Origin of the sequence: Actinomadura luteofluorescens (assembly GCF_013409365.1) — a bacterium.
GTDB classification, from domain to species: Bacteria; Actinomycetota; Actinomycetes; order Streptosporangiales; family Streptosporangiaceae; genus Spirillospora; species Spirillospora luteofluorescens.
Window position 1 is genome coordinate 2,420,578 of sequence record NZ_JACCBA010000001.1, and the last position, 25,607, is coordinate 2,446,184.

The 25,607-nt window shown below is 72.2% G+C and carries 22 protein-coding genes; 9 read left to right on the plus strand and 13 right to left on the minus strand.

What is annotated here, in order from left to right:
- From BJY14_RS11085 to BJY14_RS11110, 6 genes are all read right to left on the minus strand, one after another.
- The gene (locus BJY14_RS11085) at positions 1-447 is read right to left on the minus strand and encodes a roadblock/LC7 domain-containing protein (protein WP_179843534.1); all 447 of its coding nucleotides are present in this window, start codon (positions 445-447) and stop codon (positions 1-3) included.
- Complete coding sequence (locus BJY14_RS11090) at positions 444-3,095, minus strand: sensor histidine kinase (protein ID WP_179849298.1); 2,652 nt, start codon at positions 3,093-3,095, stop codon at positions 444-446. Before BJY14_RS11090 ends, BJY14_RS11085 begins: the two co-directional genes overlap by 4 nt.
- Before the next feature lie 105 nt (positions 3,096-3,200).
- Positions 3,201-3,851 carry a GTP-binding protein gene (locus BJY14_RS11095; protein WP_179843535.1) on the minus strand — a complete coding sequence of 217 codons (651 nt, stop codon included), beginning with the start codon at positions 3,849-3,851 and terminating at the stop codon, positions 3,201-3,203.
- Positions 3,832-4,212, minus strand: coding sequence for a DUF742 domain-containing protein (locus BJY14_RS11100; RefSeq protein ID WP_179843536.1), 381 nt, complete (start codon positions 4,210-4,212; stop codon positions 3,832-3,834). The genes BJY14_RS11095 and BJY14_RS11100 overlap by 20 nt, the downstream gene beginning before the upstream one ends.
- A 3-nt stretch (positions 4,213-4,215) precedes the next feature.
- On the minus strand, positions 4,216-4,671 hold the full coding sequence (locus BJY14_RS11105) for a roadblock/LC7 domain-containing protein (RefSeq protein ID WP_372505413.1): 456 nt from the start codon (positions 4,669-4,671) through the stop codon (positions 4,216-4,218).
- Positions 4,668-7,244 carry a sensor histidine kinase gene (locus tag BJY14_RS11110; protein ID WP_179843537.1) on the minus strand — a complete coding sequence of 859 codons (2,577 nt, stop codon included), beginning with the start codon at positions 7,242-7,244 and terminating at the stop codon, positions 4,668-4,670. The genes BJY14_RS11105 and BJY14_RS11110 overlap by 4 nt, the downstream gene beginning before the upstream one ends.
- A gap of 348 nt (positions 7,245-7,592) precedes the next feature.
- Here BJY14_RS11110 and BJY14_RS11115 point away from each other — a divergent pair, with 348 nt between their 5' ends.
- Entirely contained in the window at positions 7,593-8,435 is an 843-nt protein-coding gene (locus tag BJY14_RS11115; protein ID WP_179843538.1) for a sirohydrochlorin chelatase, read from the plus strand.
- Positions 8,436-8,663: 228 nt separating this feature from the next.
- Here BJY14_RS11115 and BJY14_RS11120 read toward each other — a convergent pair whose 3' ends face one another.
- Both BJY14_RS11120 and BJY14_RS11125 read right to left on the minus strand, forming a co-directional pair.
- Complete coding sequence (locus BJY14_RS11120) at positions 8,664-9,461, minus strand: enoyl-CoA hydratase/isomerase family protein (RefSeq protein ID WP_179843539.1); 798 nt, start codon at positions 9,459-9,461, stop codon at positions 8,664-8,666.
- A 4-nt stretch (positions 9,462-9,465) separates the two neighbouring features.
- The gene (locus BJY14_RS11125; protein WP_179843540.1) at positions 9,466-10,368 is read right to left on the minus strand and encodes an SDR family oxidoreductase; all 903 of its coding nucleotides are present in this window, start codon (positions 10,366-10,368) and stop codon (positions 9,466-9,468) included.
- Positions 10,369-10,614: 246 nt separating this feature from the next.
- On the opposite strand from BJY14_RS11125, the gene BJY14_RS11130 reads away from it, so the two are divergent.
- Positions 10,615-11,679, plus strand: a complete 1,065-nt coding sequence (locus BJY14_RS11130; RefSeq protein WP_179843541.1) for an NAD(P)H-dependent amine dehydrogenase family protein — start codon at positions 10,615-10,617, stop codon at positions 11,677-11,679.
- A 12-nt stretch (positions 11,680-11,691) separates the two neighbouring features.
- Here the strand turns inward: BJY14_RS11130 and BJY14_RS11135 are convergent, their stop codons facing one another.
- Positions 11,692-12,384, minus strand: a complete 693-nt coding sequence (locus BJY14_RS11135) for a DedA family protein (RefSeq protein ID WP_179843542.1) — start codon at positions 12,382-12,384, stop codon at positions 11,692-11,694.
- A 153-nt stretch (positions 12,385-12,537) separates the two neighbouring features.
- Between BJY14_RS11135 and BJY14_RS11140 the strand changes: the two genes are divergently transcribed.
- The 6 genes from BJY14_RS11140 (at position 12,538) to BJY14_RS11165 (ending at position 20,291) form a co-directional block, all read left to right on the plus strand.
- The gene (locus BJY14_RS11140; protein ID WP_179843543.1) at positions 12,538-13,446 is read left to right on the plus strand and encodes a glutathione S-transferase family protein; all 909 of its coding nucleotides are present in this window, start codon (positions 12,538-12,540) and stop codon (positions 13,444-13,446) included.
- A 62-nt stretch (positions 13,447-13,508) separates the two neighbouring features.
- Positions 13,509-14,180, plus strand: a complete 672-nt coding sequence (locus BJY14_RS11145) for an AIM24 family protein (protein WP_179843544.1) — start codon at positions 13,509-13,511, stop codon at positions 14,178-14,180.
- Between the two features lie 493 nt (positions 14,181-14,673).
- A complete protein-coding gene (locus BJY14_RS11150; RefSeq protein ID WP_179843545.1) occupies positions 14,674-18,330 on the plus strand; it encodes a multifunctional oxoglutarate decarboxylase/oxoglutarate dehydrogenase thiamine pyrophosphate-binding subunit/dihydrolipoyllysine-residue succinyltransferase subunit in 3,657 nt (1,218 codons plus the stop codon).
- Between the two features lie 71 nt (positions 18,331-18,401).
- Positions 18,402-18,578 carry a DUF6104 family protein gene (locus tag BJY14_RS11155; RefSeq protein ID WP_179843546.1) on the plus strand — a complete coding sequence of 59 codons (177 nt, stop codon included), beginning with the start codon at positions 18,402-18,404 and terminating at the stop codon, positions 18,576-18,578.
- Positions 18,579-18,742: 164 nt separating this feature from the next.
- Positions 18,743-19,564: a DUF4097 family beta strand repeat-containing protein gene (locus BJY14_RS11160; protein ID WP_179843547.1), complete on the plus strand. Its 822-nt coding sequence runs from the start codon at positions 18,743-18,745 to the stop codon at positions 19,562-19,564.
- A 4-nt stretch (positions 19,565-19,568) separates the two neighbouring features.
- A complete protein-coding gene (locus BJY14_RS11165) occupies positions 19,569-20,291 on the plus strand; it encodes a PadR family transcriptional regulator (RefSeq protein ID WP_179843548.1) in 723 nt (240 codons plus the stop codon).
- Between the two features lie 33 nt (positions 20,292-20,324).
- On the opposite strand, the gene BJY14_RS11170 is transcribed toward BJY14_RS11165, so the two are convergent.
- The 4 genes from BJY14_RS11170 to BJY14_RS11185 all read right to left on the minus strand — a co-directional run bounded on the left by BJY14_RS11170 (position 20,325) and on the right by BJY14_RS11185 (position 24,019).
- Positions 20,325-21,293, minus strand: a complete 969-nt coding sequence (locus BJY14_RS11170) for a zinc-binding dehydrogenase (protein WP_179843549.1) — start codon at positions 21,291-21,293, stop codon at positions 20,325-20,327.
- A gap of 77 nt (positions 21,294-21,370) precedes the next feature.
- Entirely contained in the window at positions 21,371-22,123 is a 753-nt protein-coding gene (locus tag BJY14_RS11175; protein WP_179849300.1) for an amino acid ABC transporter ATP-binding protein, read from the minus strand.
- A gap of 68 nt (positions 22,124-22,191) precedes the next feature.
- Positions 22,192-23,103, minus strand: coding sequence for an amino acid ABC transporter permease (locus tag BJY14_RS11180; RefSeq protein ID WP_179843550.1), 912 nt, complete (start codon positions 23,101-23,103; stop codon positions 22,192-22,194).
- A 4-nt stretch (positions 23,104-23,107) separates the two neighbouring features.
- Positions 23,108-24,019 (minus strand): ABC transporter substrate-binding protein, encoded by a 912-nt coding sequence (locus BJY14_RS11185; RefSeq protein ID WP_179843551.1) that lies wholly within the window; start codon positions 24,017-24,019, stop codon positions 23,108-23,110.
- A gap of 358 nt (positions 24,020-24,377) precedes the next feature.
- Between BJY14_RS11185 and BJY14_RS11190 the strand changes: the two genes are divergently transcribed.
- A complete protein-coding gene (locus BJY14_RS11190; RefSeq protein WP_312879141.1) occupies positions 24,378-25,568 on the plus strand; it encodes an NAD(P)-dependent malic enzyme in 1,191 nt (396 codons plus the stop codon).
- Positions 25,569-25,607 lie beyond the last annotated feature (39 nt).

Here is a 25,607-nt window from a genome sequence, read left to right on the forward strand (position 1 = left end):
TCACGCGCCGCCGTGCTCGGCCGCGGCGACGCGCGGGTTGGCCGACAGGTGCTGGCCGACCCGGGTGACGAGCATCGCCATCTCGTAGGCGATGATCCCGAGGTCGGCCTCGGCGTCGGCGAGGACGGCCAGGCAGGCGCCTCGTCCGGCGGCGGTGACGAAGAGGAACGACGATTCCATCTCCACGATCGTCTGCCGGACGGCTCCGCCGCCGAAGGACTCTCCGGCTCCGCGCGCGAGGCTCTGGAAGCTGGCGGCCACGGCGGACAGGTGGTCGGACTCCTCGCGGGCCAGCCCGCTGGAGGCGGCCATCCGCAGCCCGTCGCTGGACAGCACCACGGCGTTCTGCACGGGGGCGACCCGCTGGACGAGGCTGTCCAGGAGCCAGTTGAGTTCACCTCCGGCTCCGCCCGGGACCTCCGTGCCGGAGTGCTGGGGCTGTGTCATGGGGCGTCGTCCTCCTGGTCGCCTTCGTTGCCCGCGGCCTCCGCGTCGGCCGCGTCCTGCCTGCCTCGCTGCCAGCCGAGTTGCATGGCCGACATCATCGAGCGCATCGACTCGGGCGAGCGGGCGGCGCCGTCGTCCGGGTCCTCGTCCGTGGGAACGGTCCCGGCCGTGTCGCGGCCGGTCCCGTCCGCGGGAGCGTCCATAGCGTCCATGGGGACGGGCGCGGCGAGCGGTACCGCCGGCTCCGGCGCGGGCGCCGCCGGGGGCGCGGCCGGTTCCGCAGCGGGCGGCGGGGCCTGGCCCTGCGCGGCGAGGTGCGCGTCCACCCGTTCCTTGAGCTGGGGAGCCAGGTGCTGCTGGCGCCTGCGTTTGGGCAGCTCACCCTCCCGCAGGGGCGGGGCGGGCTCCGGCGGCGGCTCGGCCCGGGCGGGCGCGGGCGGCGTCTCGGCCCGCCGCGGCGCCGCGGGCTCGGGCTCTTCGGCCGGGGCCGCCGGCCTGGGCGCGAGCGGGCCCGGTTCGGGCCGGTACGGCTCGGCCTCCGCGACGAGGCGGACGACCCCGGCGGACTCGCCGCGTCCGGGGGCGGCCGCCGGGCGGGCGGCGGCGGGGAGCGCCGCGGCGGGGCTCGGCAGTTTCTGCATGGGTCCGGTGGCGCGGCGCACGGCGGACGGTTCCGGTTCGGCGCTCTCCACGATGAGCGAGCTCGGGATCAGCGCGATCGCCGTCGTCCCCCCGTACGGGGACGGGCGCAGCGTGACGGTGATGTCCTGCCGCTCGGCCAGCCGGGCGACGACGAACAGCCCGAGCTGGGCGCTGTCGGACGGGTCGAACTCGGGCGGGTGGGCGAGCCGCTCGTTGGCGCGGCGCAGCGCCTCCTCGGTCATCCCGAGGCCGCGGTCCTCGACCTCGATCGCGAAGCCGCTGGCGACGGCCTGGCCGCTGACCCGCACGGGCGACTGCGGCGGCGAGAACGTGGTGGCGTTCTCCACCACCTCGGCGAGCAGGTGGATGACGTCGGCGACGGCGGAGCCGAGCAGCGAGACGCGCGGCAGCGGCTGCACCCGCACGCGCGGGTAGTCCTCGACCTCGGCGACGGCGCCGCGCACCACGTCCACCAGCGGGACGGGACGGCGCCAGCCGCGTCCGGCGGTCTTGCCGGCCAGGATGACCAGGCCTTCGGCGTGCCGGCGCATGCGCGTCGCGAGGTGGTCGAGGCGGAACAGGTCCGACAGCTCCGAGGGGTCCTCGGTGCGGCGCTCCATGGTGTCGAGCAGGCTGAGCTGGCGGTGCAGCAGCGCCTGGTTGCGGCGCGCGAGGTTGACGAACACCTCGCTGATGCCGCGGCGGGCCGCGACCTCGCCCTCGGCGGCGACGAGCACGGCCTCGCGGGCGCGGTCGAACGACTCGGCGATCTGCCGGATCTCGGTGATGCGGTAGTCGAGCTCGGGGGCGGCCTCGGGTTCGACGGGGGCGCCGGCGCGGATCTGCTCGGCCAGCAGCGGCAGCCGCGTGCGGGTGAAGTCGACGACGCCGGAGGCGAGCGTGCGGCACTCCTCCAGCAGCCGCCGCGACACCCGGACCGCGAGCAGCGCCGACAGGACGATCGCGATGAGGCCGACGCCGCCGGCGAGGCCGAGGCGGGTGAAGGCGCCGATCGCGATGTGCTGCCCGTGGTCGGCGACGTCGTCGAGGACCTTGTTCTCCAGCTGGAACAGCCGGCCGTTGGCGGTGTCGGCGAGGGACCGCCAGATGGCGGGGTCGATGACCGGCGCGTGCGGGGCGTGCGCGGCGGGCTGCCCGTTGCGGGCGCCCGCGGCGGGCTGGGCACCGGCCTCGCGGGTCTTGCGCACCGCGGTGCGGGGCGGTTCGGCGCCGCGGATGACCTGGTCCTCCAGCGTCCGCAGCTGGACGAACGGCGGCGACGCCGCGAGCCGCTCGTAGCGTCCGTGGTCGTCGTGCGGCAGGTTGGGCGCGTTGTCGGCGTACAGCATCCGCTGGGCGCCGACGAGCTGCGCGAACTCCCCGCGCTCGGCGGAGGTGATGTGCCCGGCGGCCAGGGCGCCGGTGAGCAGGGCGTCCTCGCGCGACATGAACTCGCGGGCGCGGCCGAAGGAGGCGAGCGTGCGGGCGTGCGCGGTGATGGACCCGTCCCCGGGCGTGGTCGCGTTGTAGACGGCGAAGCCCGCGTCGATGATGCCGCTGTACTCGCGCAGCACGCGCTCGCGGTCGGCGACCCGCTGGTCCACGCTCTGCCGGACGCCGCGCAGCGTGTCGATCCGCTCCACGAACGCGTCCAGCCGCTCGACGACCAGGGGCAGGATCGAGCCCCGCAGGCCGCCGTCGCGCGCGCCCTCGCGGACCTTGTCGCTCGCCTCGTCGGTCGCCTGCCGCTGCGTCCGCATCACGCCGGCGTCCGTGCGGGCGCCGCCGAGTTCGGCCATCGTCAGCCGCCGCTCCTTCTGCAGCGCGTCGATGAGGTGCTGCGTGGGCAGCACGGTCTTCTCCTGGAAGTCGCGGCTCTGCAGCAGCTGGTTCGCGTCGCCGTAGGTGAAGCCCGTGAGGAACACCCAGAGCGAGGCGAGCGCCAGCAGCGGCACGAGGACCAGCAGGCTGATCCTCGCCCGGATGGAGGAGAAACGGGGGCCCATCACGGCTGGCGGACCCTGCTCACGTGTGTCGCGGTCGGCATTGGGGGGCGGGACATGCGGGGGAAACCTCCCGATGCGTGGAGTACGGGGGTGTGCGGGAGCCTACTACGTCGCGGGTTCACGATGATCGGCCTTCCGGCCGCCGGGTGCCTCGTCCTCGTCGTCCGGCCAGCTCAGCACGTGCTCCATCAGCGTGACGAGGACCTCCTTGGACGACTCGCGGCGGCGCGCGTCGCACAGCACCACCGGGACGCCGGGGTCCAGGTCGAGCGCGATGGCGATGTCGCTCGGCCGGTGCGTCCGCTCGCCGTCGAAGCAGTTCACGGCCACGACGAACGGGACGCCGCGGCGCTCGAAGTAGTCGATCGCGGGGAAGCTGCCGGTCAGCCGGCGCGTGTCGGCGAGCACGACCGCGCCGATCGCGCCCGCCGCCAGCTCGTCCCACATGAACCAGAACCGCTCCTGGCCGGGGGTGCCGAACAGGTAGAGCAGCAGCTGGTCCGACAGCGTGATCCGGCCGAAGTCCATGGCGACGGTCGTGGTCGCCTTCGCGTCGACGCCGGACACGTCGTCGACCCCGGTGCCGCGGTCGCTGAGGGGTTCCTCGGTGTGCAGCGGCCGGATCTCGCTGACCGAGCCGACCAGGGTGGTCTTGCCCGCGCCGAACCCGCCCGCGATGAGGATCTTGGTGGTGACGAGCGGCCGGGCCGCGAGGCCCGGCCGCGCGGGCGGCCGGTCAGAGCGCGCGGAGTCCATTGAGCACCTCCCTCAGCACCCCGGTCGGGGGCCGCCGGCCCTCGGCCGGGCGCGCCTCGTCCACCACCGCGACCAGGCCCTTGTCCCGCAGGTCGCCGAGCAGCACCCGCACGACGCCGATGGGCAGGCCGAGGTCGGCCGCGAGGTCGACCACCGTGACCGGCCGCGCGCAGCCCCGCAGCACCCGCGCGTGGTCGGGGCTGTAGCGCAGCCGGTCGCCCGGCGGGACGCCGGTGGCCGCGACCACCGCGATCAGCTCGAAGCCCGCGCCCTCGGGACGGGTCCGTCCCCGGGTCATCGCGTAGGGGCGTACGAGCGGCCCGGCCTCGCGGTCCAGCCAGCGCTCTCCCGGCGGGGTCATCGGTCAGAAGCCCCGCGGCGCGGACCCCCCGGCGCCTCCGAACCCCTGACCGCCCGTGTCCGTCCCGAACCTCGGGCTCGCCTGCAGGTGCTGGCCGACGCGCTTGACCAGCACCGCCATCTCGTAGGCGACCAGTCCGGCGTCGGCCTCCGCCTCCGCGAGCACGGCCAGGCAGGTGCCGTCGCCGGCCGCCGTGACGAACAGCAGCAGCGCGTCCATCTCGATGATGGTCTGCCGGACGTTGCCGCCCGCGAAGTGCCGGCCGGCGCCGCGGGCGAGGCTCTGCACGCCGGACGCCAGCGCCGACAGGTGCTCGGCGTCCTCCCGGGCGAGCTCGTTGGAGGCGGCGACGGCGAGCCCGTCACGCGACAGGATCACCGCCTGCCGCACCGTCGTGACCCGCTGGGCGAAGTCGTTGAGCAGCCAGTTCAGCTCACCGGTCACGGTGTTGTGCATCATCGGGTCCCTTCATCCCCCATGTCGGACGCGCGTCCGCGCCGCCATCCCTGCTGTATCGATGCCATCAGCGAGCGTGCCTCCTCGGGCGAGCGTGCGACTGCCCCGTTCGCGGTTCCGCCGGGCGGCGGTGGCGACGGGGGATTCTTGCGCAGTTGCGGGGCCAGGTTCCTCTGCCTGACGCGGCGGGGCAAACCGGCGTGCGTTCCGGCGGGCTGCCAGTCCTCGCCGGCGGCCTCGGCGGTGTCCTCGTCGGCGGCGCCGCCGGGGCCCTCGGCCTCCGGCGTGTGGGCGTCGTCCGACCAGGGGTTCGGGGCGGGACGCGGCGGTGCGGGCGGCATCGGCCGGGCCGGGACGCCCCACGGCGTCGCGGGCGCCGGGTCCGAGGCGGGCGCCTGGGGTCCGGTGAGCGCGGGCAGCGCGGGCGGCGCCTCCAGGTGGCCGCCGGCGCCCTCCAGGTGCCCTGGAGCGTTCCGCTGCCCGTGCCGCGGGTCGTCCGCGGGACGGGCGAGCTCGGCGGGGTCGCGGAGCGGAACGACCCCTTCGGGGACGGGCGCGGCCATGAGCATCGCCTCCCGCTCCGGTCCCCCGTCGACGGCGGTCCCCGTCAGGGCCGCGGGCGCGTCCTCGGGCCCGTGCGCGGGCGGCGGCACCCCGGCGGCCATCTCCTCGGCCGACACCACCAGCTCGTGCGGGAACAGGACGATCGCGGTCACGCCGCCGTACGGGGACCGGTGGAGCGTGACGGTGATGTCGTGGCGGGCGGCCAGCCGCGCGACGACGAACAACCCGAGCTGGTCGGTGTCGACCAGGTCGTACTCGGGCGGCTCGGCGAGCCGCCGGTTGGCCTCGGCGAGCTGCTCCGGCTTCACGCCGAGGCCCCGGTCCTCGACCTCGACCGCGTACCCGGTGCCGACCCGCTCGGCCATCACCCGCACCTCGGTGTTGGGCGGCGAGAACGCCGCCGCGTTCTCGATCAGCTCGGCCAGCAGGTGCACGACGTCGGTGACGGCCGCGCCGACCAGCCCGTCCTCGGAGTCGGTGAGCACGGTCGCGCGGGTGTAGTCCTCGATCTCCGAGACGGCGGCGCGCAGCACGTCGGCGAAGCGCACCGGCCGCCGCCAGCCGCGCCCCGGCGTCGCGCCGGACAGGATGATGAGGCTCTCGGCGTGCCGCCGCATGCGGGTGGTGAGGTGGTCGATGCGGAACAGGTCTTCCAGGTCGTCGGCTTCGGCGCGGCTCTCCAGGCCGTCCAGCAGCGTCAGCTGGCGGTGCAGGAGCGACTGGTTGCGGCGGGCGATGTTGAGGAAGATGCGGCTGACGCCCGCGCGCAGCTCGGCCTGCCCGACGGCGGCGTCGACGGCGGTCCGCTGCACCTTGGCGAACGCCTCGGCGAGCCGGGCGACCTCGGCGGTGCGGCCGGCGTCCAGGGGCGGGGCCTCCGCGGCGACGTCCACGGTCTCGTTGCGGCCGAGCCGCTCGACGATGCCGGGCAGCCGCTGCTCGGCCAGTTCCTCGGCCGATCCGCGCAGCCCGACGAGCTCGCGGACGAAGCCCCGCGCGAACCGCAGCGACAGCAGCACCGACAGCAGGATCGCCAGCAGGCCGAGGCCGCCGACGGCGGCGAGCCTCAGGTAGGCCTCGCGGCCGAGGTCGTCGGCGTGCTCCCCGGCGCGCCTGGAGTTGCCGAGCACCATCGCGTTGACCGACAGCACGAGCGGCTGCGCCGTGCGCTGCCATTCGCCGGGCTGGACGGGGATCGGCCGGCGCGGGTCGGCGTCGGCGATCCGGTCCTCCATCGCCTTGAACGTCTGGTACCGCGGGGACGCGAACACCTGCGCGGTGCCGGTCCGGTAGACGACCGGGTCGAGCAGCGAGCGCTGCTTGGTCCACTGCCAGCGCTGCTCGCCGACCATCTCCACGAACATGCGGTGCTCGGCCGCCGTCATCCGGCCCTTGGTGATGAACGCGCCCGCGACCAGCGCGTTCTCCCGCTGGAGCAGCTCCATGCCGCGGCCCGCGTGCCGGGTGGACTGCGTCCAGTCGTAGAGCGCCGAGTCGTCGATGGCCACGAGGCTGTCGTAGAGCCGGTGCATGTTGTCGACCATCGTGCCGTACCCGTTGACCGCGGCCAACCGGTCGACGGACCGGGCGTCGACCGCGGCGCGCAGCCCGCCGAGCCCGCCGAGCGCCCGCAGGACCGCGGAGACGCGCGACTCCATCTCGGCGTTCGTGGCGCTGCGCGCGGCGTCGGAGGTGGCCTTGCGGCGGAAGTTCTCGACGGCGTCGTCGAGGCGCGAGCGCTGCGACACCAGGGCGGCGGGGATGCCGCCCGCGGCCTGGCGCGGGGTGCTGAGGAACACGGCCGAGGCCAGCCGCTCCTTGCCGAGCTCGACCAGGACGCCCTGCCCGCTCGGCGCGAACTCGCGGTCGAGCGTGTGGTAGCGGCGCTGGGCGAGCGCGTCGCGGCCGGTGATGATCGCGGCGTATCCCCAGAGCGCGACGAGCGAGAGCAGCGGCACCAGCAGCAGCGCGGTGACCTTCGAGCGGATCGACCGCCTACGGGGGGATTTCATGTGACCTCGAACGTCCGGCACGGAGGGCCCCTGGATCATAAAGGCCGCCCGCGACGCCCCCGCAACCCCTTTGACGGCATTCGGCCGCATTGCCGCAATTCCTTGCCACCTGCGGCGATGTGCGGAGGCAAGACGATCTTGTCGAACCTGAGACAAGAGGATAGCGGCAAATCCGGACAATTTGCTTCATTTCCCCCTGTCGCTCCGCGACAATGCGCCATACTCTGCTTCTTCACCACCGCTCGCGCCGCGACCGGTCCGGGAAGGAGATCCACGATTCCTACAGGCAACGACGACGGCCGGGCCGGGAGGACGGCTCCCGGGCCGGAGGGCGTTACGATGCCCGCCGTGAGTCCCGAAAGCCAGGCATCCGAGGCATTGCCGTCGCGACGGCGCCGCACACCCCGCGGCGGCCGTCACCGCGGCGACGAATCCTTCCTGCTGCCCCCCGGATCCCCCACGCTCGTCCTCGCCGTCCCCGGACCCGCCCGGCGGGCCGGAACCGACATCGCCGCCGAGCTCGCCCACCTCGTCGAACTGGAGCACACCGGGCAACCGGCCTACGTCGGCCACCTGGAGGGCGACGAGGCGAGCCTGCAAGCCGCGCTCGCCGGGATCCGGCCGCAGGGCGACGAGCTCGCGGCCGTGGTGGTGCCGCTGTCCACCGGGCCCGACCCGGCGCTCGACGCCGCCGTGCGCGCCGCCGTGGCGGCCGCGCCCGTGCGCACCGTCGCCGCCGAGCCGCTCGGCCCGCACCCGCTCATCGCCGAGGCGCTGCACGACCGGCTCGCCGACGCGGGGCTCGCCCGCGCCGACCGGATCAGGTTGATGACGATGGTGACGGCCGCGTCCGGTGTGATCGTCGCCACCCCGGGCGGCGCGACCGCCGTCCGGCAGGCCGAGGTCACCGGCGTGCTCCTGGCCTCCCGCCTCGCGGCCCCCGTCTTCACCGCCTCGCTGAACGACGAGGCGTCGGTGAAGGCCGCCTACGAGCAGCTGCGCGCGGCCGGCGCGGCGTCCATCGCCGTCGCCCCGCACCTGATCGGGTCCGAGCCGGAGACCGCGCTGATCACAGCGGCCGCCGCCACGGTGGGCTCCGCCCACTCCGCGCCCCTCGGCGCCCATCCGGCCCTGGCCCGCCTGGCCGCCCTCCGCTACGTCGAAGCGCTCTCCACCGCGCTCGCCGACTAGGTCGTGTTTCAGAGTCCCGGCCCACTGCGCTCGCCGGGCGGCTCGCTACGTGACCTGGCCTTGGCGAACGCGGCATCGCTTCGCGATCTGCCCGGTGTCGCTCGCCTCCGGCGTCGCGACACCGGGCAGTTCACGCGTTCGCGCGCGTGGCCGGGACCGCTTCGAGACCGGCCCTTGCCCAAGGGGGTCACCCCCCTTGGGCCGGCCTCGGCATCCCTTTGAGGGCCGCTAGCGGTTCTTGAAATCCGGTCGGCGTTTCTCCATGGTCGCCGCCATTCCCTCGGCGAGGTCCTCGCTGAAGAAGGCCAGGGTCTGCACGGCCGTCTCCGCCATGAGCTGCCGGCGCAGGCCGGGGACGTCCAGGGACGCGTTCAGCAGCTCCTTCGTGCGGCTCAGGCCGTAGGGGGACCTGCCGAGCAGCTCGCCGGCGAGGGCCTGGGCGGCGTCCAGGTCCCCGCCCTCGGGGGCGATCTCGGTGACGAGGCCGAGGGCGTCGGCGCGCGCCGCGTCCAGGCGCTGCGCCCGGTAGCAGATCTCCGCGGCCTTCGCCGGCCCGACCAGGCGCGGCAGCAGCCACGACAGGCCGCAGTCGCCGGCCGACAGCCCGAGGTCGACGAACGGCACGACGAAGCGGGTCGTCGGGTCGGCCACCCGCAGGTCGCAGGCCAGCGCCCAGGACACGCCCATGCCCGCGACGGGGCCGTGCAGCGCCGCGATCACCGGCTGCGGGATCTCCCGCAGCCGCGCGGTGACCTCGCCGCCCCGGGCGATGCCCCGGTAGAGCCGCTGGACGCGGCCCTCACCGCTCGCGCCGCCCGGGTCGCCGCCCTGCAGGTCCATGCCCGAGCAGAACCCGCGGCCCGCGCCGGTCAGCACGACCACCCGGATGGACGGGTCGCGCATCAGCCCGTTGAGGACGTCCAGCATCTCCTCGGTCAGCGCGCCGTCGACCGCGTTCAACCGCTCCGGGCGGGACAGGGTGATCGTGAGCACCCCGTCCCGCCGGTCGAGCTCGATCCCGGTCAACGGCTCAGGACGTGAGCTGCTGGATCAGCGGGCCCATCTGCTCGCCCACGTTGCCGAACACGGTCAGCGGCTCGGCCGCGCCGATGGCCGCCCAGTTGTCCCGGACGTCCTCGACCGACAGCGTCTCCTTCTGCCCGTAGCCGGGGCCCTCCGCCACGAAGATCTTCGCGATCCGGCCGCCGCCGACCGTGTAGACCTGGCCGGAGTCCTCGATGGAGTCGTGCACGAGGTAGGCGACGAGCGGGGTCACCTGGTCGACGCCGAGCTTGTCGGCGAAGTCGGCGGGCAGCAGGTCCTCGGTCATCCGGGTCCAGGCGACCGGGGCGATCGCGTTGGCCTTGATGTTGTACTTGGCGCCCTCCTGGGCGAGGGTCTTGGTGAACCCGACCAGCCCCATCTTGGCCGTGGAGTAGTTGGCCTGGCCGAAGTTGCCGAACAGGCCCGCGGGCGAGGAGGTGTTCACGATCCGGCCGTAGCCCTGCTCGCGCAGGTGCGGCCAGGCGGCGCTGGAGACCAGGAACGAGCCGCGCAGGTGGACGGCGATGACCGAGTCGAACTCCTCGACCGACATGTTCTTGAACGACTTGTCGCGCAGGATGCCCGCGTTGTTGACGACGATGTCGACCTTGCCGAACGCGTCCAGCGCGGCCCGCACGATCGCCTGCGCGCCCTCGGGGGTGGCGACGTTGTCGGGGTTCGCGACGGCCTCGCCGCCGTTCTTCTTGATCTCGTCCACGACCTCCTGGGCGGGGCCGGCGGAGGCGCCCGACCCGGTCCGGTCACCGCCGAGGTCGTTGACGACGACCTTGGCGCCGCGCGCGGCGAGCTCCAGCGCGTGCTGCCGGCCGAGGCCGTGGCCAGCCCCGGTCACGACCGCCACGCGGCCGTCGTAGCGCAGTTCCGACATCTCGTGTCTCCTCACATCGCACCGACTACGCCCCCAGGTAATCATCAAGGGGTTACCCAGTGGTACCACTAAACCGAATCCCGCTCGGCCGCGACCCCCCGGGTCCCTTCCCGGCTGGACGCCGGGGCCGTCCTGCGTACGATGGGACGAGGGAGGAAGTTGCGCCAATTGCTGCAATTCCCCCCGTGCCCACCGCGTAGTCTCCTCACCCGTCGATGCCACGAGGAGCAACGGAGGTCCCGTGCGATGAGCCTCGCCACCCCGTCCGCGTCCCGCCGCCGCTACCGCGTGGTGCAGTGGGCGACGGGCGCGCTCGGGCGCAGCGCGATCCGGGGCGTCCTGGAGCGCGACGACATGGAGCTCGCCGGCGCGTGGGTGCACGACCCGGCCAAGGCGGGCGCCGACGCCGGGACGCTCGCGGGACGCGGCCCGGCCGGCGTCGCCGCGACCGGCGACCTCGGCGAGATCCTCGACCTGGAGGCCGACTGCGTCCTGTACGCCGCGAGCCCCCGTCCCGACCGGTTCGCCGAGCTGGAGACGATCTGCGCGCTGCTGGCGTCCGGCAAGAACCTGATCTCCCTCACCGGGCTGGTCTACCCGCGGGCCCACGGCCCGCTCTTCGTCAACGAGCTGGAGCAGGCCTGCAAGCGGGGCGGCGCGTCGGTGCACGGAAGCGGCGTCAGCCACGGCTTCATGGCCGACGTGATGCCGCTCGTGCTGTCGCGGCTGTCGCGCCGGATCACCCACGTCTACGCCCGCGAGTGCACCGACTTCGCCCGGCACCCGTCCCGGCGGCTCGTCCACGACCTGCTCGGGTTCGGCAAGGACGAGGAGACGTACCTGCGCGCGCTGCGCCGGAGCCGCGCCACGATGCGGGCGCTGTTCTCCGAGAGCCTGCACCTGGTCGCCGCCGGGCTCGGCGTCGACCTCGACGAGATCGACGTGGACGCCGACCACCGGCTGGCCGGCGCCGACCTCACCACCGCCGCCGGCCCGATCCCGCGCGGCACGGTCGCCGCGGACCGCTGGACCTTCAACGGCATCGCCGCCGGCCGCCCGGTGATCACCGTCGAGATCGTGCACAAGGCCGACGCCGCGCGGATGCCCGACGAGTGGGGGCGGCCCGGGTACTCGCTGCGCGTGGACGGCAGGCCGCCGCTCACGCTGTCGGCCGGCGAGGAGTGGGTCTGCGACGCGATCTCCGCGGCGTCCGCGCACGCGCTGAACTCCGTCCCGGCGGTGTGCGGCGCCGCCCCCGGCATCCGCACCTACCTGGACCTGCCGATGATCAGCGGCCGGATGCACCTCTAGGCGCCCCGGGCGTCAGGACGAGGGCAGCGTCGGTGCCGACTCGCCCTCCTCCTCGTCCTCGGAGACGTCCTCGGCGGCCTGGGCCTCGGCCTCCTCGCGGGCCTCGCGGCGATGCCTGCGGACGCTCCACACCACCAGCGCCACGACGGCCGCGGCCGCCAGGCCGATCGCCAGGCCGCGGCCCGCGAGCTTGGCCGCGTGCTCGAACGCCGTGCCCGCGAAGAAGCCGCCGAGCGTGAACGTCACCACCCAGGTGACGCCGCCGATGACGTTGAAGAGCAGGAACTTCGGATACGGCAGCCGCGAACTGCCCGCCAGCGCCGGCATGAGCGCCCGCAGCAGCGCCGTGAACCGCCCGATGAACACCGCGAACGCGCCGCGGCGGCGGATCATGTCCTGCGCCGCCGCGACCTTCGCCCGGTGTCTTCGCATCATCTGGACGTCCAGCAGCCGCGGCCCGTACTTGCGGCCTATCTCGTAGCCGACCGAGTCGCCGGCCACCGCCGCGACCACCGCGATCACCAGCAGCAGCGGCAGCGACAGCACGTGCTGGCTGGCGAGGACGCCGCCGACCACGATCGCGGTCTCGCCCGGGAACACGAAGCCGACGAAAAGCGCGGCCTCCGCGAACACCAGCGCCGCGATGATCAGGTAGATCATCGCCGGTGGCAGGCCGTCCACCAGGGCGTTGAACTGTTCGAGCATGGACCCCCGCCACCTCGTCGATCCGCCGGCCGGCCGTCGCGGCCGTTTCACACTGGATACCGACGGTTATGGTAGCCGCGAGGTTCCCGGATCCGGATCGCTCTCAGGTGCCGGCCTCGGGGCCGTCCTCACCTACTTCAGAGGGAGACGGGCATGAGCGTGCAGGAGGTCGAGGGAGGCCGCTTCGTCCGCCAGGCGAACCGGTTCACCGAGCGGATCACGGCGGACGGGTCGAGCGGCCTGCCCGCCGAGCCCGGCCGGTACCGGCTGTTCGTCTCCTACGCGTGCCCGTGGGCGCACCGCACCCTGATCGTGCGGCGGCTCCTCGGCCTGGAGGACGCGATCGGCGTCGGGGTCGTCGACCCCATCCGGGACGAGCGGGGCTGGCGGTTCCCCGACCGCGACCCGGTGACCGGCGCCGTCTTCCTCTCCGAGCTGTACCTGTCCACCGACCCGTCGTTCCAGGGCCGCTACACCGTGCCGTGCGTCTGGGACACCGAGACCGAGCGCCTGGTCACCAACGACTTCCCGAACATCACCACGATGTTCGAGACGGAGTTCACCGCCCACCACCGCCCCGGCGCCCCCGACCTGTACCCCGAGGCGCTGCGGCCCGAGATCGACGAGCTGAACGACCTCGTCTACCACACCGTCAACAACGGGGTGTACAAGGCCGGGTTCGCCACCTCGCAGGGCGCCTACGAGGAGGCCTTCGACGCCCTCTTCGACACCCTCGGCCGGCTGGAGGAGCGCCTGTCCACCCGCCGCTACCTGTTCGGCGACGAGATCACCGAGGCCGACGTGCGGCTCTACCCGACGCTCGCCCGCTTCGACGCCGTCTACCACGGCCACTTCAAGTGCAACCTGCGGCGCCTCGCCGACTACGAGAACCTCTGGGGCTACGCCCGCGACCTGTACTCGAACCCCGCGTTCGGCGAGACCACGAACCTCGACCACATCAAGCGGCACTACTACGTGACCCAGCGGAACATCAACCCGTCCGGCGTCGTCCCCAAGGGCCCGCTCGTGGACTGGACGGCACCACACGACCGGGGACGTTGACCGCGTCTCCCTCGTTATGCTGGCGCACCTCCAGTAATCCGCACGAGAGGCACGACCCCACCATGCGCAGCCAGTTCTTCGGCAACCTCGAACAGGGACAGCAGCTCCCCGGCCACTTCGCCCTCCAGAACTCCAAGATGCTCCGGATCCACCTGAACGGCGACGTCCTCGCCCGCCAGGGCTCCATGGTCGCCTTCCAGGGCCAGATGGAGTTCGACTACGAGGGCGCGGGCGGCATCGGCAAGTTCATGAAGAAGGCCCTGACCGGTGAGGGCGTCCCCCTCATGCGCGTCAAGGGCCAGGGCCTGCTGTTCGCCGCGAACGACGCCGACGACATCCACCTGTTCTACCTGGAGAACGAGGGCATCACCGTCAACGGCAAGAACATCCTCGCCTACGACTCGCACCTCCAGTCCGACATCCAGCGCGTCCAGGGCGCCGGAATCGCCGCGGGCGGCCTGTTCAACACCACCCTCCACGGCACCGGCTGGGTGGCGCTCACCACACATGGCACCCCGGTGATGCTCGACTGCGGCCGCGCCCCCACGTTCGCCGACGGCCAGTCCGCCGTCGCGTGGAGCACGAGCCTCCAGGTCGGCGTCAACCGCACCTTCAAGGCCAGCGCCCTCATCGGCCGCGGCAGCGGCGAAGCGATGCAGCTCGCCTACCAGGGCCAAGGCTTCGTCCTCATCCAGGCCTCCGAGGGCCCAACGGTTGCCCCGCACACCCACTAGCGTTTTTCTCCTCCTTCGGGCCTGGCGGCCCTCCATCGTCGATAAACGCGGGCGATCGCTGGCATCGCTCCGGCTCGCCTTGCGGCTCGCTGCGCGATCAGGTTCTCGCTTCGCTTGAACCTGCCTTCGGACGCGATCGCAACCATCGAGGTCGTCGCCGGTTGCTGTGATGGCTGAGGTAGTTGCGGTAGTGGGTTCTGGTGGCGGGCACGGCTCGCTGCCTTTGGACGTGATCGCAAACGGCCAGGTCATCGCGTGGTTTCGGCGATGGCCGAGGAGGGGTGAGGACGTTGGTAGATCTTGCCAGAGGCACGGCCCTGCCTTTGGCCGGTTCAGCCAACGGCGGGGGCGGTGTGGGCGGGGATGCGACACGCTGGCGTGGTGCGGGGGCAAGTGCGAGTAGCCTTGTTGCGTCTCAGAACTTACCTGCGAGCTGCGGAAGAGGGCGATCTCCGCCGTGTCGACAGAGTCGTCGCATACTAGTGCCGACCCGATGCTGACCGATTTCGGCGCCAACGAGTGGCTGGTCGACGAGCTGTACCAGAAGTACCTCGACGACCCCAACTCCGTTGACGAAGCCTGGTGGAACTTCTTCGCGGACTACCAGCCGGGCAGCCGGCCCGTGTCCGCCACCCCCCAGGCCGACGGCGCGGCCCCGAAGGCCGCCAACGGCACGGCGGCCGCTCCGCCGACACCGCAGCCGCCGAAGGCTCCGGCCAGGCCGGCCGCCAAGGCGCCCGCCCCGAAGGCGGACAGGCCGGCGCCCCCACCGGTGCCGGCGGGGGCCGAGGAGGTCCGGCTGCGCGGCGTCGCCGCCCGGACGGCCACCAACATGGAGGCCAGCCTCGGCGTGCCGACGGCGACGAGCGTGCGCGCCGTCCCGGCCAAGCTGCTGATCGACAACCGCATCGTCATCAACAACCACCTCAAGCGCGGGCGCGGCGGCAAGGTCTCCTTCACGCACCTGATCGGGTACGCGATCGTCAGGGCGCTGACCGCGATGCCCGAGATGAACGCCGCGTTCACCGAGGTGGACGGCAAGCCGGTGCTGATCAGGCCCGAGCACGTCAACTTCGGGCTGGCCATCGACCTGCAGAAGGGCGACGGCTCGCGCCAGCTCGTGGTGCCGAGCATCAAGGCCGCCGAGACGCTGGACTTCCGCCAGTTCTGGGCCGGCTACGAGGAGATCGTCCGCAAGGCCCGCGGCGGCAAGCTCACCCTGGAGGACTTCCAGGGCACCACGATCAGCCTGACCAACCCGGGCACGATCGGCACCGTCCACTCGGTGCCGCGGCTGATGCCCGGCCAGGGCACGATCATCGGCGTCGGCGCGATGGAGTACCCGGCCGAGTTCGCGGGCGCCTCCAGCGACACCCTGTCGCGCATGGGGATCAGCAAGGTGATGACGCTGACCTCCACCTACGACCACCGGATCATCCAGGGCGCGCAGTCCGGCGACTTCCTGCGCCGCATCCACCAGCTGCTGCTCGGCGAGGACGGCTTCTACGACGAGATCTTCGAGGCCCTGCGCATCCCGTACGAGCCGGTGCGCTGGGTCAAGGACATCTCCGCCACCCACGAGGACGACGTCGCCAAGGTCGCCCGCGTCCACGAGCTGATCCACGCCTACCGGGTCCGCGGCCACCTCATGGCCGACACCGACCCGCTGGAGTACAAGCAGCGCCGCCACCCCGACCTCGACATCCTCAAGCACGGCCTCACCCTGTGGGACCTGGAGCGCGAGTTCGCGACCGGCGGGTTCGGCGGCAAGCCGACGATGAAGCTGCGCGACATCCTCGGCGTGCTGCGGATGGCGTACTGCCGGACGGTCGGCATCGAGTACATGCACATCCAGGACCCCGAGGAGCGCGCCTGGATCCAGGAGCGCGTCGAGGTCCCGCACGACAAGCCCTCCCGCGAGGAGCAGCTGCACGTGCTGCGGCGGCTGAACAGCGCCGAGGCGTTCGAGACGTTCCTGCAGACGAAGTTCGTCGGGCAGAAGCGGTTCTCCCTCGAAGGCGGCGAGTCGGTCATCCCGCTGCTCGACTCGGTGATCTCGGCGGCGGCCAAGGCCAGCCTGGACGAGGTCGTGATCGGCATGGCGCACCGCGGCCGGCTGAACGTCCTCGCCAACATCGTCGGCAAGTCCTACGGGCAGATCTTCGGCGAGTTCGAGGGCAACCTCGACCCGCGCAGCGCGCAGGGCTCGGGCGACGTGAAGTACCACCTCGGGGCGTCCGGCGACTTCGTCGCCGACGACGGCTCCAAGATCCACACCGAGCTGGTCGCGAACCCCTCCCACCTGGAGACGGTCGACCCGGTGCTGGAGGGCGTCGTCCGCGCCAAGCAGGACCTGCTGGACGTCGGCGAGGCCGGCTTCACCGTGCTGCCGATCCTGATCCACGGCGACGCCGCGTTCGCCGGGCAGGGCGTGGTGGCCGAGACGCTGAACCTGTCGCAGCTGCGCGGCTACCGCACCGGCGGCAGCGTGCACGTGATCATCAACAACCAGGTGGGCTTCACCACGGCGCCGGAGTACTCGCGCTCCAGCGTCTACGCCACCGACGTCGCGCGGATGATCCAGGCGCCGATCTTCCACGTGAACGGCGACGACCCGGAGATGTGCGCGCGGGTGGCGCGGCTGGCGTTCGAGTACCGGCAGACGTTCAAGAAGGACGTCGTCATCGACATGGTCTGCTACCGGCGGCGCGGCCACAACGAGGGCGAGAACCCCTCGTTCACGCAGCCGCTGATGTACGACCTGATCGACGCCAAGCGGTCCGTGCGCAAGCTCTACACCGAGGCCCTGATCGGCCGCGGCGACATCACGGTGGAGGAGGCCGAGCAGGCGCTCCGCGACTACCAGGAGCAGCTGGAGCGGGCCTTCACCGAGACCCGCGAGGCCGTGAAGAAGCCCCTCGAACCGGGCTCGGTCGTGAAGCCCGACGTCGAGGAGCGCATCCCGATCGACCACGGCAGCGCCGGTTCGGCGATCCCGCTGGAGACCGTGAAGCGGATCATCGACACCCAGGTCAGCCTGCCGGAGGGCTTCACGCCGCACCCGCGGCTCCAGCCGATCCTGCAGCGCCGCGCCCAGATGATCGAGGACGACGCGATCGACTGGGCGACCGGCGAGCTGCTGGCGATGGGCTCGCTGCTGATCGACGGCCACCCGGTGCGGCTCGTCGGGCAGGACACCCGGCGCGGCACGTTCGGCCAGCGGCACGCGGTGCTCGTCGACCGCAAGACCGGTGAGGAGTACACGCCGCTCAAGCAGTTCGGGCAGGGGGTGTCGAAGTTCTACGCGCACGACTCGCTGCTCAGCGAGTACGCCGCGATGGGCTTCGAGTACGGCTACTCGATGACCCGCCCCGACGCGCTCGTGTGCTGGGAGGCCCAGTTCGGCGACTTCGCCAACGGCGCCCAGTCGATCGTGGACGAGTACATCTCCTCCGGCGAGCAGAAGTGGGGCCAGCACTCGGGCGTCGTGCTGCTGCTGCCGCACGGCTACGAGGGCCAGGGGCCCGACCACTCGTCCGCGCGGATCGAGCGGTACCTGCAGCTGTGCGCGCAGGACAACATGACCGTCGCCTACCCGACCACTTCGGCGAACTACTTCCACCTGCTGCGCTGGCAGGTGCTGTCGAACCGGCACAAGCCGCTGGTCGTGTTCACGCCGAAGGTGCTGCTGCGGCTGAAGGCGGCCGCCTCCCCGGTCGAGGAGATCACCGGTGGCGTGTTCCAGCCGGTGATCCCGGAGAGCGACCCGGCGATCGACCCGGCGGGCGTGCGGCGGGTGCTGCTCACCACCGGCAAGATCTACTACGAGGTCGTGAAGGCCCGGCAGGCGACCGGTGCGAACGACACCGCGGTCGTGCGGGTCGAGCGGCTCTACCCGCCGCCGGTCGACGAGATCAAGGCGGAGCTGGCCAAGTACCCGGATGACGTCGAGGTCGTCTGGGTGCAGGACGAGCCCGCCAACATGGGCGCCTGGCCGTTCATGGCGCTGAAGCTGCCGCGCCACATCGACGGGCTGAAGATGTCGCGGGTGTCGCGCCCGGCGTCCTCGTCCCCCGCGGTGGGGTCGAACAAGCTCCACCAGGCGGAGCAGGAGGCGCTGCTCGCGCGCCTGTTCGGCGAGCAGGAGTAGAGCGGTACCGATCGATCCGAGGGCTCCGGTGCACCGCGCCGGGGCCCTCGGCGTCCATGGGGAGGGACGCGATGTACTTCACCGACCGCGGCATCGAGGAGCTGGCGGACCGGCGCGGCGCGGAGGAGGTCAGCCTGGAGTGGCTGGCGGGCCGGCTGCGCGAGTTCGTCGACCTGAACCCGGAGTTCGAGACCCCCGTCGAGCGCCTCGCCACCTGGCTCGCGCGCCTCGACGAGGAGGACGACTGACCGGGGACCGGAGCGGAGCGCCAGCGGAGCGGAGGGCACCGGTCAGTCCCTCGGGGGGTCCGGGGGTCCGCCCCCGAAGGTGAACGCGATATGTCTTGACTTCGAGGGGACGCGACATATCGTGTTAACTGACGGCAGGCCTCTCGGACGAAGGGCACATCGTGATGTCGCGCTGGACGATCGACGAACCGACCACTCTCGACTTCGACGGCGTGGTCGCGCTGCGGGTCACGCTGATCGCGGGCAGCGTGTCGGTGCTGGCCTCCGACGAGCGCCCCTCCGTCATGGTCGGCGGCGTCGAGGGGCCGCCGCTGGTGGTCACGCACGAGGCGGGGATGCTGACCGTCACCCACGAGAAGCTCTGGGAGGGCGTGCTCGGCTGGCTGCGCAACCAGAAGGTCCGCGCGGCCATCACGGTGACCGTCCCGCGCGACTGCCCGGTCAGCCTCAACCTGGTGTCGGCGGACGCGGTGGTCACCGGCACGACGGCCCGCACGTCGATCAAGAGCGCCTCGGGCGAGGTGACGCTCGACGGGGTGGCGGGCGCGATCGACGCCAACACGGTCTCCGGCGCGATCGAGGCGCAGGGCCTGGACGGGACGGTGTCGTTCACCTCCGTGTCCGGGGACCTGACGCTGGCCGGCGCGACCGTCGAGCGGCTGGCGGCCCGGACGGTCAGCGGCCGCATCGCCGCCGACGTCGACCTGTCCGGGAGCGGCGGCGTCGAGGTGAACACGGTCTCGGGCGAGGTGGCGCTGCGCGTCCCGGCGTCCACGGGCGCGCAGGTGACGTTGAACTCGGCGGCAGGGCGGATCGAGACGTCCTTCCCGTTCGACCGCCAGGAACGCGCCGTCTCGCGCTCGGTCAGCGGGAAGATGGGGGACGGCTCGGGGCGGGTCGCGGTCAACACGGTGTCCGGCACGATCGCCCTCCTCGGCCGCGACGACGACGCCCCCGAGATCACCACACCCCGAATGGAGAAGTGACGACGTGAGCCCCGTCTTCGGCCACGGTCGCCTGCGGCTGTACCTGCTCAAGCTGCTGGAGGAGAGCCCGCGGCACGGCTACGAGGTGATCCGGCTCCTGCAGGACCGGTTCCTCGGGGTGTACTCGCCCTCCCCCGGCACGATCTATCCGCGGCTGGCCCGGCTGGAGGCCGAGGGCCTGGTCACCCACGAGGTGGTCAAGGGCAAGAAGGTCTACTCGCTGACCGACGAGGGGCGCGAGGAACTGGAGCGCCGGATGGACGAGCTGGCCGAGCTGGAGGAGGAGATCTCCGCCTCGGCGCAGGAGTTCGCGCGCGGCGTGCAGGAGGACGTCCGCCAGACCGTCCGGACGCTGCGCGAGGAGCTGACGCAGGCCGCCCGGACGATGCGCGACCAGGGCAAGGCCACGTCCAAGGACGCGTGGAAGGAGAACACCGAGCGCCAGAAGGACGAGTGGCGCCGGCAGAAGGAGCACTGGCGGGAGCAGAAGCAGGCGTGGAAGGAGGAGTGGCGGCAGAACTGGGACGACGCCTGGAAGACGGCGACCGGGACCCGCGACGACGTCGCCCGCCTCAAGCTGGAGCGCCTGCTGCGCCGGTTCGTCGAGGACGTCCGCGAGTCCGCGAAGGAGGCCCGGCTGGACGACGACGGTCTCGCCGCCGCGCAGGCCCTCCTCGACGAGGCCCGCGAGCGGCTGCGCGACGAGGTCTTCCGCCGGGAGCCGTGACCGGGCGCCCCGGTCACGGTCTCCCGCACGGCGTCACGGGGTAAAGACGATCTTGCCGAAGAGGTCGCCCTCCGCCATGGCGGCGAAGCCCTCCTCCGCCCGGCTCAGCGGCAGGATCCGGTCGATCTGCGGCCGCACGCCGGTCTTGACCAGGAAGCGCGCGAGCCGCTCCAGCTGGTCGCGGGTCCCCATGGTGGAGCCGACGATCTGGAGCTGGAGGAAGAACACGCGGTTCAGCTCGGCGGGCGGCACCTGGCCGCTCGTCGCGCCCGACACCACGACGCGCCCGCCGGGGCGCAGCGACTTCAGCGAGTGCGACCAGGTCGCCTGGCCGACGGTCTCGATCACGGCGTCGACCCGCTCGGGCAGCCGCGCGCCCGTCTCGAAGGCGGCGTCGGCCCCGATCTCCTCGGCCCGCTTGCGCTTGGCCTCGCTGCGGCTGGTCGCGTAGACGCGGTAGCCGGCGGCGGCGGCCAGCGCGATCGCCGCGGTCGCGACGCCGCCGCCCGCGCCCTGCACCAGCACGGACCCGCCGGGCTGGAGCCCGGCCTTGCCGAACAGCATCCGGTAGGCGGTGAGCCACGCGGTCGGCAGGCAGGCCGCCTCCTCGAACGACAGCCCGGCGGGCTTGGGGACGAGGTTGCGGCGCGGCACCGCGACCTTCTCCGCGAGCGTCCCGGGGTGGACCTCCGACAGCAGCGACCGCTTCGGGTCGAGGGTCTCGTCGCCGCCGCCCCGGTCCGGGTCGCCGATCACCGAGTGGACGATGACCTCGTTGCCGTCCTCGTCGACCCCGGCCGCGTCGCCGCCGAGGATCATGGGGAGCCGTTCGGCGGGCAGGCCGACGCCCTTCAGCGACCACAGGTCGTGGTGGTTGAGCGCGGCGGCCTTCACCGTGACGGTCGTCCAGCCGTCCGGTACCTCGGGTTCGGGCCGCTCCCCCAGCGTGAGCCCGTTCAGCGGATGGTCTGCGTCGATCTGTGTGGCCGTGACAGCGAACATGAACGCACACTAACCGCCGGCCGGCGAGCGGAACGGCCCGCCCCCGGCGTGTCGGGGACGGGCCGCGCGCCCGGGCGTCACAGCACCTTGGACAGGAAGTCCTGGGTGCGGGGGTGCTTCGGGTTGGCGAGGACCTCCCGGGGGGTGCCCTCCTCGACCACGACGCCGCCGTCCATGAAGACGAGCGAGTCGCCGACCTCGCGGGCGAAGCCCATCTCGTGGGTGACCACGACCATGGTCATGCCGTCGAGGGCGAGCTGCTTCATGACCTCCAGGACCTCGCCGACGAGCTCGGGGTCCAGCGCGGAGGTCGGCTCGTCGAACAGCATCAGCGCGGGCTCCATGGCGAGGGCCCGCGCGATCGCGACCCGCTGCTGCTGCCCGCCGGACAGCTGCGCCGGGTAGCTCTTCACCTTCTCGCCGAGCCCGACCCGGGTGAGCAGCGCCACGGCCCGCTCCCTGGCCTGCGCCTTCGGCAGCCTCTTCACCCGGCAGGGCGCCTCCATGACGTTCTCCAGCGCCGTCATGTGCGGGAAGAGGTTGAACCGCTGGAACACCATGCCGATCTCGCGGCGCTGGGCGGCGACCTCCCGGTCGCGCAGCTCGTAGAGCTTTCCGCCCTTCTCCCGGTAGCCGACGAGGTGGCCGTTCACCCACAGCCGTCCCGCGTTGATCTTCTCCAGGTGGTTGATGCAGCGCAGGAACGTCGACTTGCCCGAGCCGGAGGGGCCGACGACGCACATCACCTCGCCGGACTTGACCTCCAGGTCGATGCCCTTCAGCACCTCGAGGCGCCCGAAGGACTTGTGCACGGCCTCGGCCTTGACCATCAGCCCGCCGCTCGCGGCCGCGGGCTCCGGGATGCCGGGGACGCCGCCCGCGATGTCCTCGCCTGCGCTCACTGGCCGCCTCCTCCGCCGCGGAGGCGGAGCCGCTGCCTGGGCTCCGCCCCCCTGCTGGTGCCTCTGCTGTAGTACCGCTCCAGGTAGTGCTGCCCGATCATCATGAGCGAGGAGAGGAGCAGGTACCACAGGCAGGCCATCACCAGCATCGGGATGATCTTGTAGGTGCTGGCGTAGATGGTCTGCGCGGTGAAGGTCAGCTCCGAGTACGGGACGGCCACGACGAGCGAGGTGTTCTTCAGCATCGAGATCGCCTCGTTGCCCGTCGGCGGGACGATGACGCGCATCGACTGCGGCAGCACGATCCGCCGCATCGTCTGCATCCGGGACATGCCGAGCGCGCTCGCGGCCTCCTGCTGCCCCTCGTCCACCGACAGGATGCCGGCCCGGACGATCTCGGCCATGTAGGCGGCCTCGTTGAGGATCAGCCCGAGCGACGCGGCGAGCGCGGCGTTGACCAGTTCCTGCGTGTGCCACGTCTGGAACTCGGGTCCGAACGGGATGCCGACCCCGACCGTGGGGAACAGCGAGCCGATCGCGCCCCAGATGAGCAGCTGCGTGTAGAGCGGCGTCCCGCGGAAGAACCACAGGTACACCCAGGCCGCGCCGCTCAGCAGGGGGTTGGCCGACAGCCGCATCAGGGCGAGCCCGATGCCGAGCACGACGGCGCCGACCATGGCGGCGAGGGTGAGCCAGATGGTGTTCCGGACGCCCTTGAGCACCGGGTCCGAGAACAGGTACTTCCACTGCTCGGTCCAGTCGAGCGCCTTGCTGGTCAGCAGGAAGTTGATGAACATGGCGACCAGCACGAGGACGACCGCCGCCCCGAGCCAGCGCCCCGGATGCCGGACGGGGACGGCCTTGATCGCCTCAGGCCGCCCCTTGCCGGCGTCGTTGTCGACCGTCATGCGATCAGCTCTGCGCCCCGTTGATCTTCGGTTCGGTGATCGCACCGGTCTCCACGCCGGCGTCGGTGAGGATCTTCTTGTAGGTGCCGTCGGCGATCAGGGCCTTCAGCGCGCCCTGGATGGCCTCCTTGAGCTGGCCGGAGTTCTTGCCGACCGCGTAGCCGTAGGGGGCTGTGTCGTAGGTCTGGCCGATGATCTCCAGCTTGCCGCCGGTCTTCTTCACCGCGTCGCCGACGATGGGCGAGTCGGCGGCCATGCCGTCGACCTTGCCCGCGACGAGGTCGTTGTTGACCTCGGTCTGCTGCTTGCGGACGACGCTCTTGATGGCCGGCTTGCCCGCGTCGGTGCACTTCTTGCTGCGCGCGGTGAGGTCGTCGACCTGGACGGTGCCCTGCTGGACGCCGATGGACTTGCCGCAGGCGTCGTCGGGGTTGACGCCCTTCGGGTTGCCTTTGAGCACGGCCCAGGACGTCCCGGCGGAGTAGTAGGTGATGAAGTCGACGGCCTGCTCCCGCTCCTTGGTGTCGGTGAAGGAGGAGACGCCGGCCTCGTACTTGCCGGACTGGACGCCGGGGATGATCGTGTCGAAGCCGGCGTTGCTGTACTGGGTCTTCAGGCCGAGCTTGGCCGCGACGGCGTTGAACAGGTCGACGTCCCAGCCGACGATCTTCTGCGAGGCCGGGTCGACGGACTCGTTGGGCGGGTACGAGGCGTCCGTGCCGATCGAGATCTTCCCGTCGCTCTTGATCGCGGCCGGGACCATCGCCGCGAGCTTGCTGTCGACGCTCGTGTTCGAGGCCGCGGAGCCCGAGTCGCCAGAGTCGTTGCTGTCGCCGCATGCGGACAGCGCGAGCGCGCCCGTCAGTACGAGCGCGCTCGCCGCGACGGCGCGGCGGCGCAGAGAACCGGTGATCACTGGTCCCCCTCCTGGTGGTTTCGTCGGATCCGCGTAGATCCGATGGTCAGGTGCATAGTTTGGCGTACAACGTCCCTGATCTGGATAAAGGGTGCGAAACAATCACGCAACGAGGCGAACCCGGATCGGCCATCATCCACCGGGTATGCCCTACGCAACGCGACCGACCCGCCACCGTGTGGGCACGGTCACGTGACGGTCACCACCCACCCCGGCCTCCGGGCGGCCCCACCCCCCTGTGGCACAATCAGACAACGGGTGACCCCCGTGCGTCGCGAGATCCACCGGGTGACCGGCCACACCAGACCACCACCGCGGCGGCATCTCAGAAAGCCAACTTTCACAGACAGGGGTCGCTGTGGCTGCTGAGCCCATTCCCACCGAACCACCCTCACTGGACGACGATCCGGCCTTTCCGCTGCACCGCGGCGGCAAGCTGGAGATGCGCTCGACCATCCCCGTCCGCAACAAGGACGATCTCTCACTGGCCTACACGCCGGGCGTCGCGCGGGTGTGCACCGCGATCGCCGACAACCCCGAGCTGGCCTACGAGTACACCTGGACCTCCAAGGTCGTCGCCGTCGTGACCGACGGCACCGCCGTGCTCGGGCTCGGCGACATCGGCCCGGCGGCCTCCATGCCGGTCATGGAGGGCAAGTCGCTGCTGTTCAAGGAGTTCGCGGACGTCGACTCCGTGCCGATCGCGCTGAACTGCACGGGCGTCGACGAGATCGTCGACACCGTGATCCGGATGGCGCCGAGCTTCGGCGGCATCAACCTGGAGGACATCAGCGCCCCCCGCTGCTTCGAGATCGAGGACCGGCTGCGCGCCGCCCTCGACATCCCCGTCTTCCACGACGACCAGCACGGCACCGCGATCGTGGCGCTCGCCGCCCTCAGCAACGCGGCGCGCTTCGTCGGCAAGCCGCTGTCGGAGCTGCGCGCGGTCGTGGCGGGCGCGGGCGCGTCCGGCATCGCGGTCTCGCAGATCCTGATCGAGGCGGGCATCGGCGACATCGCCCTGTCCGACAGCAAGGGGATCATCCACGAGGGGCGCGACGGCCTGAACCCCGTCAAGGAGCGCATCGCCGCGATCACGAACCGCTCGCACCTGAAGGGCTCCACGGAGGAGGCCCTCCGCGGCGCCGACGTGTTCATCGGCCTGTCCGGCAGCACCGTCCACGAGTCGTGCGTCGCCACGATGTCGGACAGCGCGATCGTCTTCGCCCTCTCCAACCCGACCCCCGAGGTCCACCCGGAGGTCGCGCGCCGGCACGCCAAGGTGGTCGCGACCGGGCGCAGCGACTTCCCGAACCAGATCAACAACGTGCTGGCGTTCCCCGGCATCTTCCGCGGCGCGCTGGACGTCCGGGCCCACACGATCACCGAGGGGATGAAGCTGGCGGCGGCGAACGCCCTCGCCGGCATCGTCGGCGACGACCTGACCGCCGACTACGTCATCCCCGGCCCGTTCGACGACCGCGTCGCCCCGGCCGTCACGGCCGCGGTCGCCGCCAAGGCCCGCGAAGAGGGCGTCGCCCGCGTCTGACCCGCCGCCGGCCCGTGTCCCGTTCCCGGAGCACGGGCC